Here is a 17,896-nt window from a genome sequence, read left to right on the forward strand (position 1 = left end):
CCTTAAGTTTAAAAAACTTTTAACTTTTAACATTACAACTTTTAACTAAAAAAAATGAACGTATTAGCAAATGATGGTATTTCACAAAGTGGAATAGATGCTTTAGAAAAAGCAGGTTACAATGTTAGCACAACAACAGTAGCCCAAGAGCAGTTAATAAATTACATTAATGAAAAAGACATCAGTGTACTTTTAGTACGTAGCGCAACCACTGTGCGTAAAGATTTAATTGATGCTTGCCCAAACCTAAAAATAATTGGTCGTGGTGGTGTTGGTATGGATAATATTGATGTAGAATATGCCAGAGAAAAAGGCTTACACGTAATTAATACACCAGCAGCGTCATCACACTCTGTAGCAGAATTAGTATTTGGACACCTTTACGGTTTAGCTCGTTTTTTACATAACGCTAACCGCGAAATGCCTTTAGAAGGTGATAGTAATTTTAAAGGTTTAAAAAAGGCGTATGCTAAAGGCACAGAGCTTAAAGGTAAAACTTTAGGTGTTTTAGGCTTTGGTAGAATTGGTCAGGCAACAGCAAAAGTAGCTTTAGGTGCTGGTATGAAAGTTATTGCTTTTGATCCGTTTTTAGAAAAAGCTAACTTAGAGTTAGAATTTTTTGATGGCCAAAAAGTAAATTTTGATATTGAAACTATCTCTAAAGAAGAGGTTTTAAAACAAGCCGATTTTTTAACATTACACGTACCGGCTCAAAAAGATTACGTTATTGATGAAGCTGAATTTAACATGATGAAAGATGGTGTTATTTTAGCTAATGCAGCACGCGGTGGTGTGGTAAACGAAGTTGCTTTAGTAAAAGCTATTGAAAGCGGAAAAGTAGCAAGAGCAGCACTTGATGTTTTTGAAAAAGAACCAAAACCAGAAATTCAGTTATTAATGAATCCTTCATTATCTTTAACACCTCATACTGGTGCAGCAACTAATGAAGCCCAAGATAGAATTGGTACAGAATTAGCATCGCAAATTGTAAGCATACTTGGGTAAACACTCAAAATGTGACCAAAATATTATAAATGAGTCTCAACTATAGAAGTTGGGACTTTTTTTGTACCTTCAAAATCCATTTTTTAACCATAAAAACTAATACAGATGTCTGGAATTTTAGATTTATTAAACAGCGACCTTGGAAAAACACTTATTAACGGTGTTGCGGGTCAAACCAATCAACCACAAAACAAAACACAAGATGTTTTAACAATGGCTTTACCAGTGTTAATGCAAGCTATGAAACGTAATGCTTCTACACCAGAAGGTGCCCAAGGTTTAATGAGTGCATTAAACAATAAACACGATGGTAGTATTTTAGATAACCTTGGCGGTTTATTTAACGGTGGTGTTGATGATAATGTAATGAATGATGGAAGTAAAATTTTAGGACACGTGTTAGGTGGCAAACAACAAGCCGTAGAAAATACTTTAGGCGCAAAAGCAGGTATGGATGCTGGTTCTGTTGCACAAATATTAAAAGTTGCTGCACCAATTTTAATGGGTGTTTTAGGCAAACAAACAAGACAAAATAATGTAAGCAACCAAAATGGTATTACAGATTTACTAGGTGGTTTAATTGGCGGTAGTTCTGCTAGTAACGAGCAAAGTTTTTTAGAATCTATTTTAGATGCCGATGGTGATGGTAGCGTAGTTGATGATGTTGCTGGCATGGTATTAGGCGGAAGTAAAAAGAAAGGTGGCCTTGGCGGATTGCTAGGTGGCCTTTTTGGAAAATAAATGTGTATTTATTTTATTTATACAAAGACTGAGTTTTAAAACTCGGTCTTTTTTTTGTTAAAAACTGTTATACAACAACCATTTACAGATTCATTTTTGTAAATTTAATACAAAACGCAACGTTTACTCAAGCAAATAAACCGTTACCTCATTCACTCTTTTAAAACTTAAGTAATGGTTTTAATTTTAGGGTATTATTATAAAAATATTCATCATGAAAAAACTAAATTACATACTTGTATTATTAATAACTAGCGTAATAGTTTTAAACTGTAATACCACCAAACAGCCTGTAAACAATAAAAATATTACAGAGCAAACTGAAAACTTAAAAGTTAATGATACTGTAAAAATTGCTAATGAAGAACTAGAATACGAGATTATAATTATAGATCCTGGTTACGCTACTTGGTTAGCTTCTATGGCAAGACCCGAAGGTTTTTATTCACAACAATACATGGAAAACAGAAATAGAATTTTTGTTATTGAATGGAACCAACGCGTACTACAACCAAATGTTTACAACCCTAGTTTATATGAACTTCAAATAGATTACAGTCCGCAAATTGATTATGGTTATGAGGTAAATTATAAACTATACAATTACTTTATTTACTTTCAGTTAAAATACAACCAAAAGCTTGGGCCTTTTAATGTTAGAATTTAGCAATGCTTAAATAAACTCTAGTTCTTTAAAATTCTAAATTTTAATATGTGAAAAAGTTATGTACTTTTGCACACAAATTAACGCTGTGAATAAATTAAAAGAACGTTGGGGTATAGAATCTAATTGGCAAATTGCTGTAATTTTTATAGTTTTTGCTGTAACAGGCTCAACGGCATCGTACATTGGAAAACCCATATTAAAATTTTTAAATATAACTACAGAAGGTTTTGGTAGTTTTGGCTATTGGGCTATACGTATTGTTTTACTTTTTGTAGTATATCAATTTTTACTTGTTTTTTTTGGTTGGCTTTTTGGGCAGCACAAATTCTTTTGGAACTTTGAAAAGAAAATGTTAAAACGCTTAGGCTTAGGAAAATTTATCAAATAAACTTAGTTATTCTATACTATATATGAAGAATAAAAAAGAGCCAAACATAGTGTTTAGCTCTTTTTTTTTATGACTTCTTTTTATAAGCTTATTATTCAATAATTTTAATATCAATTGATGTCCTACTTTGCCATCCAGTAACATCGGTTACAGAATAAGCGCAGTGGTAATCACCTGTATCAATATCATCAGGAATTGCAACGGCTACATTAATTTCATATGAAGTTAATCCATCTTCAACAGTAAAATTTTCTAAATAAATTAAAGGATTTACTGCTTGTTTTTTAGGCAACAAATTACATACAGCTTCTTGGTCATCATGTGTATGATGGTCAAAATTATGATGTATATCTAAGCTATATGAAGCTAATTCAACATTATCAGTAACTTGAGCTCTAAAATTATAGGTTTTACCTCTTTCTAATTCAATACAAGGTTTAGGGAAACCTTCAGTGTAATTAATACTTATTGTTGGTTTCGTTTCGTCAACATTTTCATCATCTGAACAACCAAAAAAAGCTGTAATAATAACTACAATAAAAAGAAATTTTGCTGTAAATTTCATATTTAAGATTTTGTTATGTCAATATGAGCTTCGTATCTTTTAATAACACCATCTTCATCTTCAATTGCAATTTCTATATGATATTCTCCAGCTGGTGCTGTTGTTGGTACATCAATATGCTCATGAAATTCAGCTTCTGTTTTTTCATGGTATCCTTCTGAAAAAGTTTTCTCAAAATCCCACTCAGTTTCACCTTCACCTACAGTTAAACCGTGTGCGTGTACATCAACATCTATACTATGTATTCCATTTACAGCTGCAATATCAAATTCTAAGTGAAAATCTTCTCCACGTACTACAGTTTCATCAATAGAAATATTACTTAATGTTGTTGGGTGTACAATATCAATATGCCCTTCAACTTCAGTACTGTTTCCTAATTCATCAACTACAGTTAATGTAATATGGTATTCACCTGCTGGTGCGGTAGCAGGAATATCTATATGCTTATGAAATTCTGCATTAATAGCTTTTAAGCTTTCATCAGTGTATGTTTTTTCGTAATCCCATTCTTCTTCACCTTCTCCAACTGGTAAATCGTGTGCATGAATATCAACAGACACGCTACTTACAACGTTTTCTGCATAAATTTCAGCTTCCATATGGATATCTGAACCTATATAAGCCATAGGCTCTTTTGAGTGCATACTTCCTTCTCCAAATTCAAAATCTGATATTTGAGGAGCCGCATCGGAAGGATTACTATCGTCATCACTACATGACACTAATGCTATTGATAAAAATGCGAAAATTGCTAAGCGTTTTAAATTTTTTTTCATCTTTTCTTTGGGTTTTAAATTAAATTTTTATGTTTGATTAAATTGGTATTGTTAACGATATTGATATATTTCTACCAGGTTCTGGCACATCTATAAGTCTATAAAAACTGGTGTGATTAAAATATTGAGTATTGAATACATTGTTTACCTTGAAACGAAATTCTAGAGGTTTACTAGTGTTAAACACGTTTAAATTACTTAATAATGAAAGGTTTAATAATTGATAACCATTGGTTTTTTCTTCGGGCGGTACAATATCATTTTGATTTGCTGTAATACGATAATCTGCAAAAAACTGTAAATTTTCAAAAAACAATATATTTTTATTTATTTTATAATTAGCAGATATTAAACCTGATAAAGGAGGAGAAAAAGGTATTGTAAAGTTCTTTTTAGGTCCTGTTGTTTGCTTTGAATACACATACTCTAACGATGTATTTAGCCCAAGATTATCTAGAATATTATAGCCTATATTTAGCTCTCCACCATACCTAAACACTTTGGTTTGTGTGTATTCATAAATTTGAAGTGTTTCATAATAATTTGGTGTTGGATTTAAGTATATAAAATTTTCAAAAAAGTTTACAAAAGGACTAAGACCTATGGTGAGTTTATTGGATGTATAATCTATTTCTGCATCAATTTGATATGATGCCTCCGGATCTAAATCTATGTTTCCACGTTCAAATCTGTACATATGGTAATTCACACCATCTGAAGCTAATTCATTAGCCAATGGTATTCTAAAGCTTTTACCAACATTTAATTTGTATGTTGTTTTAGGTGCTGTATAACTTAAGCCTACAGACCCACTTACACTATTAAAGTTAAGCGTTTTGTTTTGAGCACGTTGTAAGTATATATTTGAAGTTGAACCATCTTGATTATTAATCGTTGTTTGAAACCAATCTGTGTAAGATTTAGTTTTAACAGTACCAAAATCATAACGTAAGCCGCCTTGAAAATGTAAATTTTCGTAAATATCAAAATGGTCAAAGGCAAAAGCCCCTATTGTAAACCTATCATATTCAGGAATTAAAAAGCCCCAACCACCAATATTATTGTTTTGATATTCTGTATTTACACCAAATACAATATCATGGTTTTCATTAGGTTTGTATACATCACGGGCATTTAATGATATAGTATTTTTGTAAAAAACACGTTCTTTACTATCATCTGGCTTAGGCATAAAACCGTGTGGTACAGGTTCTGAATGTTCTTCACGATGATTATTTTGAAATCCAGCTTCAATATGAAACGTATGCTTATTATTATAAAATGTGCTATTGTTTACAACTTTAAAGTGATTTACTTTATGGTATGGTAAGTCTATATCTCTATCATCGCTATCATAATCAATAGTAGATGTTCTCACCTCTAAACCATGCGCATTTGCAAAAAACCCATTTTTAGCGTTTACATTGCTAAAAAAGGTTTCTGTTTTAAAATTATCGCCAATATACCCCACACTAAAAGCAGCATTAGCTTCAAAACCAGCAGTATTTCTTAATTGATTGTTGTGCAAGTTAAAAACGTAACTTTCATAGTTAATTGTACTAGTAGGTACTTTATAATCGGCATAATCTCTATAGGTTAAACGTGTTCTGTAATACCATTTTTCCTTTCGGCTTTGTATGCCTACAGATACACCTAACAAGTCGTTATTAGTCTCAGCTAATAAATTAACTTCACCCATAAAAGTGTTTAATAAAGGTGTTTTAGCGGGTTGAATATCAACCACACCAGCAATAGCATCAGAGCCATACAACAAAGAGGCTGCACCTTTTATTATACTAATGTTTTCAATACCGTATTGGTCTATTTCTAAACCATGGTCATTGCCCCATTGTTGTGCTTCATGTTTTATACCATTTTGCACAACACTTACTCTGTTAAAGCCTAAACCTCTAATTATAGGTTTAGATTGACCTGAACCTATATTTACTGTGCCAACTCCAGGTATTTTGCTTAAGGTTTGCATTAAACTATTTTCTCTATTAGCCAGTAAAAACTGTTTAGAAACCAACTCTGAAACCATAGGTGTTTCATGTTTTATTTCTTCTTTGGTTTTAGCTTTAACAACTATTTCATCTAGATTAGTTGTTTTGGTATCGAGAAAAATTGAAACTTTATTTGTCTTTGAATGTACTTCAACTGAAATAGTTTTTGAAGCAAATGCCACATGCGAAACCGTTAATACGTAAGTTCCTTCAGGAACATCATAAAAAACAAACTCACCTTTTTTATTGGAAAGTGCGTGTAAACTATTTTTGCCAGTAATTGTTGCGCCTTCAATAGGTTTTGTTGTTTTAGCACTAGCTATAAAACCTTTTATTTGAAAATGGTTTTGGCTAAATACTGAAGCAGTAATGCACATACAAAAACATAAGCCCAATGTTTTATAAAACATGGTAAATATCTAATAAATGTTAAGCAATTTTTTTTGAAAAAATTTTAGTAAAAATGGAAATACACTAAAATTTATTCTTTAGTTTTTTGAAGTATGTACCCACTAATAATTAACACAACACATACTAATACTGTTGTTTGAAATATAAAATAAGTACACTTTACTGTAGCGGTGGTGGCCTTGAAAATAATTGATTTATTTCTTCTGTTTTAACACTAGTAAAAGTACTGGATATTGGTGTACTTTTATCTAATATAAAAAGCTTTATTTCTAAAGTAAAATTAGTATCTTGTGGTGCAAGTATTGGCTTTAAGCCTTGTGTTGTAACAATATCACAAACAGCACAATCTAAGTCTTTATCATCATGACAATCATGAGACAAAGCGTGTAATCCTAACACTTTTACAGTTAGGAACAACGCCATTAAACAAAGAGCTATTTTTCTATTTTGTTTTATAATAATTATCACAACTATTAATGGTGCCTATAAATTAAACACACAATTTGAAGCCGTAAATATACTGCTATTAAATTTTTGTTGCAACTATGTTGCCTTTATTTATTAAAGTTTAGAATGAAAAAGGTGAAAATTATTATAACTATCTATTTTAAATAACGTGTTTTACTAAAGTTTTTTCTGTGTTTTTAAAACAAAAGTATACAACCACATTAACGTAAAGGTTGGTATAACATCTAAATAGGGAAATGCTTCTTCAATAAATGATATAACTGCAGCAATTTTTCCCTCTTTTCCTTTGTAAAGTTTTGTCATTAAATAAGCCGATGCTGGTGCCCAAATAAAATCGAACGCCGGAAAAATAAATGACACATACCCTAAAGCATCAAAAACAATACTTAAGGCTAATATTTTGTATTTACTCATAAATTATTTTTTAATAATTTGATTACAAGAAATATACCAAAAATTAGTAACTGCTACTTCCCTATTAACTTTAAAAACTCGTTACGTGTTTCAATTTTTTCAAACTGACCTCTAAAACCAGATGTTGTGGTTGTAGAATTTTGTTTTTGTACACCACGCATCATCATACACATATGCGATGCTTCAATTACAACAGCAACACCTTGTGGTTTTAACGTATCATTTATACAATCTAAAATTTGTTCAGTTAAACGCTCTTGCACCTGTAGTCTTCTTGCAAAAACATCAACTATACGAGGCAATTTACTTAAACCAACAATATGTCCGTTTGGTATATAAGCAATATGAACTTTACCAAAAAATGGTAATATATGATGTTCGCAAAGCGAATAAAGCTCAATATCTTTAACAATAACCATTTCATTGTAAGACTCTTTAAACATGGCGCTTGTTAAAATTTCAACAGGGTCTTGCTCATAGCCTTGAGTTAAAAATTGCATGGCCTTAGCTGCGCGTTCTGGGGTTTTTAAAAGGCCATCGCGTTTGGTGTCTTCACCTAAATCTTCAATAATTTTTTTATATCTATCTTTCACATCATCAGTTACCTGTATGCTGTATTCTTCAAACTTTTTATAAGGCATTGTATATATTTTTTCTTTTAAAGTAACATTTGTAAGTTAAAATAGTTGTTTTATTAATAAATATCAAAAAAAACACCATCACATTAATTTTGCTGGTTAACATCTAATATAGTATTTTCATAGCCCTAATAAAAATTGCATGATTAAAGCCAAAAACATACATAAGTTTTATAATGATTTACACGTTTTAAAAGGTGTTGATGTTGATGTTAAAAAAGGTGAAGTAGTATCAATTGTTGGTGCTTCGGGAGCTGGTAAAACAACTTTGCTTCAAATTTTAGGCACTTTAGATAATGCTTCAAAAAAGGAAGATTTTGAGTTAAACATTAATAACACCAACCTAACATTACTATCTGATAAAGCTTTGGCTAAATTTAGAAACAACCACATTGGTTTTATTTTTCAATTTCATCAATTATTACCGGAATTTACTGCTATTGAAAACGTTTGCTTACCAGCATTTATTAAAGGCACACCAAAAAACGAAGCAGAAACCAGAGCTAAAGAATTGTTAGATTTTTTAGGTTTGAAACACCGTTACAACCACAAACCTAGTGAAATGTCTGGTGGTGAACAACAACGCGTAGCGGTTGCTAGAGCTTTAATTAATAAGCCCGATTTAATTTTTGCTGATGAACCTTCGGGAAATTTAGACAGCGAATCGGCTGAAAATTTACATAATTTATTCTTTAAACTTCGTGACGAATTTGGGCAAACATTTGTTATTGTAACACACAACGAAGAACTGGCAAATATGGCCGACAGAAAGCTAACCATGGTTGATGGCAAAATTATTTATTAAGAAAAACTCTTTTTTTGTTTAGTTTTTTACTATTTTAGTTGAACACTTACAAAATAGAAAGATGCAGCTAAATACCATACCAAAAAATGAAGATGATAGGCTTTTAGCTGTAAAAAGCTATAATCTTGAAAGAAATCAAGACAACGCAGATTTTAATAATATTACAGAACTTGCTAGCGCTTTAACTAATATACCAAATGCCTTAATTTCAATTGTTGATAAAGAAGAGGTTTGGTTTAAATCGGCTAAAGGACTGGATATTTGTAGCTCAGACCGTAATTTATCATTCTGTAATTATGCCATAAACAGCAACGATGATGTTTTTACTATTGAAGACACCACAAAAGATTTACGTTTTATAAATCACCCATACACCAAGAATGATAAAAACCCTATTATATTTTATGCAGGCGTTTGTTTAATAGATGAAAACAACTATAAACTTGGTACTTTATGCGTTATAGATAGTAAACCCAATTCTATAAATACTAAACAAAAAAACAATTTAAAAATACTTGCTAAACAAGTTGTAAAACTTATTGAATTAAATAAAAGTAATGCCAAATTAAAGCAAACTAAAAGAAAACTTGTAAAAAGAAACAAAATGTTAAAAGGGTTTGCATCTCAGGTTGCACATGATATGAAAATGCCTTTAGCTAATATGATTTTAACCTCAGATATTTTAAAATCTAAATACAAAAAGAATTTAGACCAAAAAGGTGAAGATTACATAAACAACATTAAAAGTGCGTCATTATCACTTAATAACTACATTAACAACCTTTTAAATTACTACGAAAACAGTAATTTAAGTAAAAAAAATGTGGAAATGTTTTCATTTAATCAATTACTTGAAGAAGTCATTGATATGCTAAACATAAAAGTAAACTGCTCTGTAAATATTCCTGATAGAGACCAAGATATAACCACCAACAGAGCTGCGCTTGAGCTAATTTTGCTTAATTTAATAACCAACAGCTTAAAATACAACAACAAACCTGAAACTATAATAGATATTGATTTAAATACAGCACAAAACGATTTTTATATTATTGAAGTTTCAGACAATGGCATTGGCATACCTAAAGAAAAACAAAAGAAAATTTTCAAATTATTTTCAACCATTGAAGAAACCGATCGTTTTGGGCAAAAGGGTCATGGTATTGGCTTATCTACTGTAAAAAAATTAGTAAGCAAATTAGGTGGCAATATTAGCGTAAAATCTACAATTGGCATGGGCAGTACCTTCAAATTTTCAATAAAAAAAAGACCTTAAATTTATAAATTCCAGTCTATTTTAAGATGTTTTTTTTTAATGTACTATCTTCGGTTTTTAATTAAAACTTCCGTTTCGCTAATTTAAAAAGTGCTAATAACGGACCAATAGCTAGTATTAAAAACAAATATTGAACTGGTAAAACAAGCGTTAAATAATTTAATGTTTGAATACTTATTATGGTGATGCTAAACCCCAAACAATTAACTATTGTGAGTGCTGTACCTTTTTGATTATTAGGAGCATTATGAGCTACTAAGGCTGAGAACAATGGCGAATCTGCAATAACAACCATACCCCAAAAAATCATAAATAATAAAAACATATTTTTTGATGCGTACAAAAAAAACAGCGGTGAAACTATACAACATAAGCAAGATAGCAACAATGCCATAGAAGCCACTAATTTAGTAGCATAAACCTGAGATAACTTACCCGAAATTACACAAGCCAAACCACCAACAGCAATTATACAAAAAGCTAATATTGATACATTAAAATTAAAAATTTGGTGGTGTGCTTTATAAGCATTTAAAATGAAAGGAATAAAAGCCCAAAAAGCATAAAGTTCCCACATATGTCCAAAATACCCAAAGGCAGCAACCCTAAACTTTCTGTTTTTAAAAACATTAAAAGTTACTTTAAAATTGAAACGTTGTAATGGGGCTCTAAATGGTCCGTTTGGTACAAAAACAACAACCAATAAACCACCAAAAATAGCTAGTAATGATGTAGTATAAATAACAAAATTTATAGAGCCGTTAATACTAAAATAATTTAATAAATGCGGAAACGCAGTACCTAAAACTAGGGCGCCAACCAAAAACCCTAATGATTTTCCTAAATTGTTTTTGTAATAATCTGCTGCTATTTTCATACCAACAGGATAAATACCCGCTAGAAAAAAACCTGTAAAAAACCGTAAAACAATTAAACTATAAACGCTATGGTTACCTATAAGCATAAACACATTAAAAACTGAAGCTATACAGGCACTAACAAAAAATACTTTTGAAGGCGAAAACCTATCAGCAATTGTAAATAGTGCAAATAAAAACGTACCCAAGATAAAACCAAACTGTACAGCAGCTGTTAAATGCCCTAATGCCTGAGCGTTCAAATTAAAAATAATAACTAAATCTTTAATTATAGCATTTCCAGCAAACCAAAGTGACGTGCAACAAAACTGTGCTAAAACTATTACGGGTAAAATATGTTTACTAATGGGCATTAATTGTTTCTTATACCAAATATACGTCTGCTAAACACACTATTATTTACAAAATTTTAAAAAAAATATGTCATAAAAAAAGGGCTTACATTAAAGTGCAGCCCTTTTTTTTTCTAACACATTTATAATTAATCTCCAAACGGATATGATTTTCCAAAAACTGTAATCATTGATGTTGTGTAGTTTATTTTAATGTCATTAATAGCGCCAACTTGTACATTTAAAATTCCAGATTTTACTTGGCGTGGTAGCAATGTAAAATGTAAAGGCTCTTCAACAGTTAAAGAATAGCCAACATTTTTTGAGCTAATACCGCTTTGCGTACCTTCTAGTAAATATTCATCATCCCAAATGTATAAAGGTGTATCACTACCCGCTACCCAAGTTCTTGTTGAATTCTCGGTATAATTTATTTCTGCACCAGAATCTTTAATAATTTTCCCATTATTTATAGTTACTTCATACTGTAAATTACCATTTGTATTGGCTCCTAAATTTTTAGTTTTATGCGTGCCTTCAACTTTAAAATTATTATGGTAATAGTTTGTAAATGTTGTGGTATGCTCACTATTTACATTTCTATACCAGTCTGTTGAAACAATAGTTGCAATACCTTTTCTTGTTACGCCATCTTTACAAACAATGCCAGTTCCATAATCAATAGTTATTGTTTTAGGAAATGTAGTAAAATCTAAAGGTTCTACTGTAATTGCTGGCGCATCATTTTTAGCTAGTATACTTTTGCTAGTAGCTGCGTTTTCTGAAACTAAAACAGCGTCTCCACTATTATTACCAATATCTTGAAAAACTTTGTTTATAGTGGTATACTCGGTTAGGGCTTCAACCGCTTCGGTTGTATTTTCTGCATTTGTTAATTGTTCAGTTTCTTCACAACTAAACAACACTAATAAAATAATTGGGGCTAGAATTTTTTTCATTGTTATTTTGGTTTGTTTTGTTAAATAACGCAAAAAGTTTCATATTATTAAAAACTCAAAGAACTATTTCATTTAAAACTAGCCATTTAAATGCATTTCATCGGATATTTATAAATAAATTGTTCTTTATCATATGAGTATTTTTAATGGCATTATTACTTTTGTAAAAAAACACATTTGAATTTTATTAAAACTGAAGATCTAAAAGATTTTTTAAACGAAAAAGTTTCACAATACAACAATCCTAAATTTATTGAAAGTGACCCTATTCAAATTCCGCATTTATTTTCTAATAAAGAAGATATTGAAATTGCCGGATATTTAACAGCTACAATAGCTTGGGGCAACCGTAAAAGCATTATTAATAATGCTAAAAAACTTATGCTTTTGCTAGACAATGCACCTTTTGATTTTATTAAAAACCATAAAGATACTGATTTAGAAAAGCTAGCACCCTTTGTACACCGCACTTTTAATGGTACTGATTGTATACAGTTTGTTAAAAGCCTTAAAAATATTTACATAAACCATAACGGGCTTGAAAAAGTGTTTGCTACATATGCTGAAAAAGACTCTTTGCAAACAGCTATTTCTCAATTTAAAACTATTTTTTTTGAAATAAACCATTTAAAAAGAACCCAAAAACATGTAAGCGATCCATTAAAAAATTCTGCTGCAAAACGTATAAATATGTTTTTACGTTGGATGGTAAGAAATGATAATACAGGTGTAGATTTTGGTATTTGGAAACAACTTTCACCAAAGCAATTATCATGTCCTTTAGATGTACATTCAGGCAATGTGGCACGTAAATTAGGTCTACTAACTAGAAAACAAAATGATGCTAAAGCTCTTTTTGAGTTAGATACAAACCTTAGAAAACTTGACAGTGAAGATCCTGTAAAATATGACTTCGCCTTATTTGGATTAGGAGTTTTTGAAGGATTTTAACATTTCTTTTAATTATCTTTAAAAAATATTTCAAATTTCAAATATTTATGAGAAAAACGTTTTTATTACTACTCCTATGTATTGCATTTGCCTCTAAAGCGCAATCTATTAAAATTCCCACAGACACCACTGTTGTTACCACACATAATACAACAGTAAAAGGCACATCATTTACCTACACTGCCGAAACTGGTATGCAGCCTGTTTGGAACAAAAAAGGCGATGCTATAGCAACTTTGTATTACACATACTACAGCCGAAATAATGTAAAAAATAATGCAAAAAGGCCTCTACTCTTTTCATTTAACGGCGGCCCTGGTTCTGCTTCGGTTTGGATGCACATTGCTTATACAGGCCCTAAAGTTTTAAATATTGATGACGAAGGCTACCCAATACAGCCTTATGGTGTTAAAGATAACCCAAATTCTATTTTAGATATTGCTGATATTGTTTACGTAAACCCAGTAAATACAGGCTACTCTAGAATGATTGCCGATAAGGATGGAAAGTTTCCAAAGCGTGATACGTTTTTTGGCATAAATGCCGATGTAGCCTATTTAGCCGATTGGATGCACACGTTTGTTACCAGAAAAAATCGTTGGCAATCTCCTAAATATATTATTGGCGAGAGTTACGGTGGCACCCGTGTAATGGGGCTTGCTAAAGAACTACAAGCTAAACAATGGATGTATTTAAATGGTGTAATTATGGTATCTCCTGCAGATTATAAGTTATACAACACATCGCAACCCATTTATTCGGCCTTAAACTTACCGTATTTTACAGCTGCCGCTTGGTATCAAAAAGCATTGCATAACGATTTGCAGCAGCAAGATTTACTTGATATTTTACCTGAAGCTGAAGGTTTTGCCATAAATAAACTAATGCCTGCTATTGCCAAAGGTGGTTTTATTTCAGAAACTGAAAAGCAAGAAATTGCTAAAAAAATGGCGTATTTATCTGGTTTAAGTGAAAAAGTTATTCTTCAGCATAATTTAGAAGTACCAACCTCATTTTTTTGGAAAGAGTTACTTCGTGAAAAATCAGGTCACACTATTGGCAGATTAGATTCTAGATACTTAGGTATTGATAAAACAGAAGCTGGCAATAAACCCGATTATAATGCCGAATTAACCTCATGGTTACACTCTTTTACACCTGCTATAAACTATTACATTAGAGAGCATTTAAACTTTAAAACCGATGTTAAATATAATATGTTTGGTAATGTACACCCATGGGACCGTAATAATAATGATGTACGCGAAGGTTTAAGGCAAGCTATGGCACAAAACCCGTATTTAAAAGTGCTTATACAATCTGGGTATTATGATGGCGCTACTACCTATTTTGGCGCAAAATATACCATGTGGCAAATTGACCCTAGCGGAAAAATGAAAGACCGTTTTACCTTTAAAGGTTACCGCAGCGGCCATATGATGTATTTAAGGCATGACGATTTAATTAAAGCTAATGATGATATTAGAACGTTTATTAAAAACTCATTAAGCAACGGTAAACCTGCTAAATACTAATGACTTATACAAAAAAAGAGGCTATCTTAAAAATAAGATAGCCTCTTTTTTTATGCTTAAAGCTTATTGTTTTATCCTTTTAACCATGCTTTGCGTAGCGCTTTTTGGGCTTCGGTTACATTGGTTAATTCTACAATTTTTTGACCTGTAGTATAAGGCTGTTTAGTTTTAGTTTTTATGGTGATTTCTTTACCATCTCTAACTAAAATTACTTCAATATCTTGCCCTTCTTCCCATAAAAACACTTCTTGCAAAACAGTATTAGCATTTTGCAGTGTTAAATTGGTGCCGTTAATGGTTTTAATAACATCATTTGGCAAAGCACCTTGCTCTGTCCAAAAGCTATTTTTGGCTACCATATCAGAAAAGTAAATAATACCTTTTTGTCCATCGCCACCAACAATGGGCATACCTTCCATTAAAATATAATTGGTTTTAACTTTACCTTCACCAATTTCTAAGCCTACTTTATTGAAAAACGCATTGTAATTTATAGGTGTATCTCCAATAACATGTGTGTTGAAAAATTCGGCTAAAGATGGGTATGTCATTGCTACAATTTCATCAATTAATTTATCATCTTCAAACGGTTTATTTTTCCCGTATTTATTAGATAATTCTTTCATTAAAGATAAAATACCTCGATTACCATTACTTTCTTCACGCAATAAAATATCAATACACATGCCTATTAATGCGCCTTTTTGGTACACATTTACGTATTGGTCTTTGTAAGGATCTTTCAAAACGTTTTCACTCATAATGGTAAAACTCATGCTGTCATCCATTAAAGCGGCCGATTGTATTTTACCCATAACTTTATTGTAAAATTCACTTTCATCAACCAAATCTTGATTTACCTGAAACAAGGTAGCAAAGTACTCTGTAACACCTTCATACATCCATAAATGTTTTGAGAAGGTTGGGTTATTATAATCAAAATAATGCACATCTTCAGAGTGTACACTTAATGGTGTTACTATGTGAAAAAACTCATGAGATACAACATCTATCATACCTTCAGCTAAAGCATCATCACTCATGCTTTCTGGCATTACTACAACAGTAGATGTATGATGCTCTAAAGCGCCAAAACCTTTTGGTGAGTCTTCTTTTTCTTCAGATAGATATAAATAAATATCATAACGCGGTGTAGCGTTAATATCGCCCATATACGTTTTTTGGGCTTGCATCATTTTATAAATAGTTTCTTTTAAAGACTTTGCAGAATGCACTTTATTTGGCGAGTACACGCTTAATACAATTTTAATATCGCCTACTTTAAATTCTTCAACATCTAAATTACCGTACATCATTGGGTTATCGGTAATATCAAAATAACGCGGTGCAAAATAACTTGTGGTTAACATTTCGCCATTGGCGCTTTTGGTTGTGTTTACCGTTTGAAGTGCCGATGTTCTAACAAAACTTGCTGGTGCGGTAACATCAACTTTGTATTGGTTATTTTTTAAAGAATCAAAATACCCAATAAATCCGTGTAAGTTTAATACATAATTATTAGGTTCAATATTTGTGCCCGATGGCGAAAATGGTACATCTTTGCCAATACCACCCTCATCTTCTTCATCATAAGTATCGTTTACTAAATAGGTAATTTTATCTAAATTTTTAGCTTGGGCAATGCTCCATGTGTTATCATCTAATTTAGTAACGGGCATTTCTTCACCTTTATAATTAATGGCTTTAAACCCTTCAATATATTTTCCAAAATCACTAACAGCATAGGTGCCTTGTACAACTTTTGGCAATCTGTAAGTTACGGTTTCAATAGTAAATCTTCCTGGGTTTATAGTTACCGGAGCTTTATCATTAGTTACCGCCGATAAATTTATGGTGGTTTCAATAGGGTTACTCACAGCTAAATCATTAACACTGTTTTTTGTAGAGCTACAACTAGCCAATACTATACCAGAAAAAATAGCTGCAAAAGTTCTTTTATTCATTATTTGTTAATTTTTAAGTTTGTTAAATGACGTGCAAAATAGTATTATGTTACAATTTCTCATCATAAGTTTTTGTTAAACATAGTATATTCGCACAATGCAAAGTACACTTATAAGTATTCTTACACCTTTTAAAAATACTGAAGTTTATTTAAATGAATGTATAGATTCTATTTTAAATCAAACTTACACTAATTGGGAATTATTAATTATTGATGATCATTCAACCGATAACAGCTACCAAGTTGTTGAAAAATATGCCCAAAAAGATAGCCGCATTAAGCTTTACAAAAACAATGGCAACGGCATTATTGATGCTTTACAACAAGCCTTTGCTAATAGTAGTGGTACATTTATTACCCGTATGGATAGTGACGATATAATGACCCCTAACAAATTAGAAGTTTTGGCCAATAATTTAATAACACACGGTAAAAAACACGTGGCTATTGGCTTGGTAAAATATTTTAATGCCAATGGCGTTGGTGCTGGTTATAAAAGTTATGAAACCTGGTTAAACCAACTTACTTTACATGGTAATAATTATGATGAAATTTATAAAGAATGTGTAATACCATCACCCTGTTGGATGATTCAAAGAGATGATTTACTAGCTTGTGATGCTTTTAACCCTATTATTTATCCTGAAGATTATGATTTAACATTTAGGTTTTACAAACATAATTACAGCTGTATACCTTGTAATGAAATTATACATTACTGGAGAGATTACAGCACCCGAACATCGCGCACGCACGTACATTATGCACAAAACCACTTTACAAGTTTAAAAGTGCATCATTTTTTAAACATAGATTACAACCCCAACAAAACACCTGTAATATGGGGCGCTGGCACCAAAGGCAAACTTATGGCTAAATTGTTTATTGAACATAACATAAGGTTTAAATGGATTTGTGATAACCCTAATAAAATTGGTAAAGATATTTACGGAAAAACATTGTTAAAATTTAACGCATTAGCCAACATACAAAACCCACAAAGTTTAATTACTGTAGCAAATAAAACTGCTCAAAAAGAAATTAAAACGTATTTAAAAAGTTTAAATTTAGAACCAATTAAGGATTATATATTTTTTTGCTAAAAATTTTACTTA

General features: G+C 31.2%; 18 protein-coding genes. 9 read left to right on the plus strand and 9 right to left on the minus strand.

The features are described 5' to 3' along the window. Positions 1-54 precede the first annotated feature (54 nt). The 4 genes from ACYX4H_RS15390 to ACYX4H_RS15405 all read left to right on the plus strand — a co-directional run bounded on the left by ACYX4H_RS15390 (position 55) and on the right by ACYX4H_RS15405 (position 2,801). Complete coding sequence (locus ACYX4H_RS15390; protein ID WP_475296696.1) at positions 55-1,005, plus strand: D-2-hydroxyacid dehydrogenase; 951 nt, start codon at positions 55-57, stop codon at positions 1,003-1,005. 105 nt (positions 1,006-1,110) lie between these two features. Further along, complete coding sequence (locus tag ACYX4H_RS15395) at positions 1,111-1,746, plus strand: DUF937 domain-containing protein (RefSeq protein WP_475296697.1); 636 nt, start codon at positions 1,111-1,113, stop codon at positions 1,744-1,746. Positions 1,747-1,960: 214 nt separating this feature from the next. Continuing rightward, the gene (locus ACYX4H_RS15400; RefSeq protein ID WP_475296698.1) at positions 1,961-2,413 is read left to right on the plus strand and encodes a DUF6146 family protein; all 453 of its coding nucleotides are present in this window, start codon (positions 1,961-1,963) and stop codon (positions 2,411-2,413) included. 85 nt (positions 2,414-2,498) lie between these two features. Further along, positions 2,499-2,801: a DUF6787 family protein gene (locus tag ACYX4H_RS15405; RefSeq protein ID WP_476237140.1), complete on the plus strand. Its 303-nt coding sequence runs from the start codon at positions 2,499-2,501 to the stop codon at positions 2,799-2,801. A gap of 91 nt (positions 2,802-2,892) precedes the next feature. On the opposite strand, the gene ACYX4H_RS15410 is transcribed toward ACYX4H_RS15405, so the two are convergent. The 6 genes from ACYX4H_RS15410 to folE form a co-directional block, all read right to left on the minus strand. After that, positions 2,893-3,366, minus strand: a complete 474-nt coding sequence (locus ACYX4H_RS15410) for a DUF4625 domain-containing protein (RefSeq protein WP_476237142.1) — start codon at positions 3,364-3,366, stop codon at positions 2,893-2,895. Between the two features lie 2 nt (positions 3,367-3,368). Next, positions 3,369-4,145, minus strand: a complete 777-nt coding sequence (locus tag ACYX4H_RS15415) for a DUF4625 domain-containing protein (RefSeq protein WP_476237144.1) — start codon at positions 4,143-4,145, stop codon at positions 3,369-3,371. Positions 4,146-4,182: 37 nt separating this feature from the next. Then, positions 4,183-6,558: a TonB-dependent receptor gene (locus ACYX4H_RS15420; RefSeq protein ID WP_476237145.1), complete on the minus strand. Its 2,376-nt coding sequence runs from the start codon at positions 6,556-6,558 to the stop codon at positions 4,183-4,185. A 160-nt stretch (positions 6,559-6,718) separates the two neighbouring features. Beyond that, positions 6,719-6,982 (minus strand): hypothetical protein, encoded by a 264-nt coding sequence (locus ACYX4H_RS15425; RefSeq protein ID WP_476237146.1) that lies wholly within the window; start codon positions 6,980-6,982, stop codon positions 6,719-6,721. A 201-nt stretch (positions 6,983-7,183) separates the two neighbouring features. Continuing rightward, positions 7,184-7,441: a hypothetical protein gene (locus ACYX4H_RS15430; protein WP_476237147.1), complete on the minus strand. Its 258-nt coding sequence runs from the start codon at positions 7,439-7,441 to the stop codon at positions 7,184-7,186. Between the two features lie 53 nt (positions 7,442-7,494). Then, positions 7,495-8,082, minus strand: a complete 588-nt coding sequence (folE, locus tag ACYX4H_RS15435; RefSeq protein WP_475296704.1) for a GTP cyclohydrolase I FolE — start codon at positions 8,080-8,082, stop codon at positions 7,495-7,497. 139 nt (positions 8,083-8,221) lie between these two features. On the opposite strand from folE, the gene ACYX4H_RS15440 reads away from it, so the two are divergent. Continuing rightward, the gene (locus tag ACYX4H_RS15440) at positions 8,222-8,884 is read left to right on the plus strand and encodes an ABC transporter ATP-binding protein (RefSeq protein ID WP_476237148.1); all 663 of its coding nucleotides are present in this window, start codon (positions 8,222-8,224) and stop codon (positions 8,882-8,884) included. 61 nt (positions 8,885-8,945) lie between these two features. After that, entirely contained in the window at positions 8,946-10,160 is a 1,215-nt protein-coding gene (locus ACYX4H_RS15445) for a sensor histidine kinase (RefSeq protein WP_476237149.1), read from the plus strand. Positions 10,161-10,221: 61 nt separating this feature from the next. Here ACYX4H_RS15445 and ACYX4H_RS15450 read toward each other — a convergent pair whose 3' ends face one another. Both ACYX4H_RS15450 and ACYX4H_RS15455 read right to left on the minus strand, forming a co-directional pair. Next, complete coding sequence (locus ACYX4H_RS15450; protein WP_476237151.1) at positions 10,222-11,391, minus strand: MFS transporter; 1,170 nt, start codon at positions 11,389-11,391, stop codon at positions 10,222-10,224. Between the two features lie 128 nt (positions 11,392-11,519). Beyond that, on the minus strand, positions 11,520-12,329 hold the full coding sequence (locus ACYX4H_RS15455; protein ID WP_476237152.1) for a hypothetical protein: 810 nt from the start codon (positions 12,327-12,329) through the stop codon (positions 11,520-11,522). Positions 12,330-12,515: 186 nt separating this feature from the next. On the opposite strand from ACYX4H_RS15455, the gene ACYX4H_RS15460 reads away from it, so the two are divergent. Together ACYX4H_RS15460 and ACYX4H_RS15465 are read left to right on the plus strand one after the other, a co-directional pair. Continuing rightward, positions 12,516-13,280: a TIGR02757 family protein gene (locus ACYX4H_RS15460; RefSeq protein ID WP_476238675.1), complete on the plus strand. Its 765-nt coding sequence runs from the start codon at positions 12,516-12,518 to the stop codon at positions 13,278-13,280. Between the two features lie 47 nt (positions 13,281-13,327). After that, complete coding sequence (locus ACYX4H_RS15465) at positions 13,328-14,815, plus strand: S10 family peptidase (protein ID WP_476237153.1); 1,488 nt, start codon at positions 13,328-13,330, stop codon at positions 14,813-14,815. Between the two features lie 71 nt (positions 14,816-14,886). On the opposite strand, the gene ACYX4H_RS15470 is transcribed toward ACYX4H_RS15465, so the two are convergent. Next, positions 14,887-16,779 (minus strand): M61 family metallopeptidase, encoded by a 1,893-nt coding sequence (locus ACYX4H_RS15470; RefSeq protein ID WP_476237154.1) that lies wholly within the window; start codon positions 16,777-16,779, stop codon positions 14,887-14,889. A gap of 97 nt (positions 16,780-16,876) precedes the next feature. Between ACYX4H_RS15470 and ACYX4H_RS15475 the strand changes: the two genes are divergently transcribed. Next, positions 16,877-17,884 (plus strand): glycosyltransferase family 2 protein, encoded by a 1,008-nt coding sequence (locus tag ACYX4H_RS15475; RefSeq protein WP_476237155.1) that lies wholly within the window; start codon positions 16,877-16,879, stop codon positions 17,882-17,884. Positions 17,885-17,896 lie beyond the last annotated feature (12 nt).

Source organism: Seonamhaeicola sp. ABD4_340 (assembly GCF_056312135.1).

What these genes read in the sequence shown, in the direction of transcription:
- ACYX4H_RS15390 (WP_475296696.1), top strand. Translation starts at nt 55, where the DNA reads ATGAACGTATTAGCAAATGATGGTATTTCACAAAGTGGAATAGATGCT.
- ACYX4H_RS15445 (WP_476237149.1), top strand. Translation starts at nt 8,946, where the DNA reads ATGCAGCTAAATACCATACCAAAAAATGAAGATGATAGGCTTTTAGCT.
- ACYX4H_RS15440 (WP_476237148.1), top strand. Translation starts at nt 8,222, where the DNA reads ATGATTAAAGCCAAAAACATACATAAGTTTTATAATGATTTACACGTT.
- ACYX4H_RS15430 (WP_476237147.1), bottom strand. Translation starts at nt 7,441, where the DNA reads ATGAGTAAATACAAAATATTAGCCTTAAGTATTGTTTTTGATGCTTTA.
- ACYX4H_RS15395 (WP_475296697.1), top strand. Translation starts at nt 1,111, where the DNA reads ATGTCTGGAATTTTAGATTTATTAAACAGCGACCTTGGAAAAACACTT.
- folE (WP_475296704.1), bottom strand. Translation starts at nt 8,082, where the DNA reads ATGCCTTATAAAAAGTTTGAAGAATACAGCATACAGGTAACTGATGAT.
- ACYX4H_RS15470 (WP_476237154.1), bottom strand. Translation starts at nt 16,779, where the DNA reads ATGAATAAAAGAACTTTTGCAGCTATTTTTTCTGGTATAGTATTGGCT.
- ACYX4H_RS15450 (WP_476237151.1), bottom strand. Translation starts at nt 11,391, where the DNA reads ATGCCCATTAGTAAACATATTTTACCCGTAATAGTTTTAGCACAGTTT.
- ACYX4H_RS15400 (WP_475296698.1), top strand. Translation starts at nt 1,961, where the DNA reads ATGAAAAAACTAAATTACATACTTGTATTATTAATAACTAGCGTAATA.
- ACYX4H_RS15465 (WP_476237153.1), top strand. Translation starts at nt 13,328, where the DNA reads ATGAGAAAAACGTTTTTATTACTACTCCTATGTATTGCATTTGCCTCT.
- ACYX4H_RS15415 (WP_476237144.1), bottom strand. Translation starts at nt 4,145, where the DNA reads ATGAAAAAAAATTTAAAACGCTTAGCAATTTTCGCATTTTTATCAATA.
- ACYX4H_RS15420 (WP_476237145.1), bottom strand. Translation starts at nt 6,558, where the DNA reads ATGTTTTATAAAACATTGGGCTTATGTTTTTGTATGTGCATTACTGCT.
- ACYX4H_RS15475 (WP_476237155.1), top strand. Translation starts at nt 16,877, where the DNA reads ATGCAAAGTACACTTATAAGTATTCTTACACCTTTTAAAAATACTGAA.
- ACYX4H_RS15455 (WP_476237152.1), bottom strand. Translation starts at nt 12,329, where the DNA reads ATGAAAAAAATTCTAGCCCCAATTATTTTATTAGTGTTGTTTAGTTGT.
- ACYX4H_RS15425 (WP_476237146.1), bottom strand. Translation starts at nt 6,982, where the DNA reads ATGGCGTTGTTCCTAACTGTAAAAGTGTTAGGATTACACGCTTTGTCT.
- ACYX4H_RS15410 (WP_476237142.1), bottom strand. Translation starts at nt 3,366, where the DNA reads ATGAAATTTACAGCAAAATTTCTTTTTATTGTAGTTATTATTACAGCT.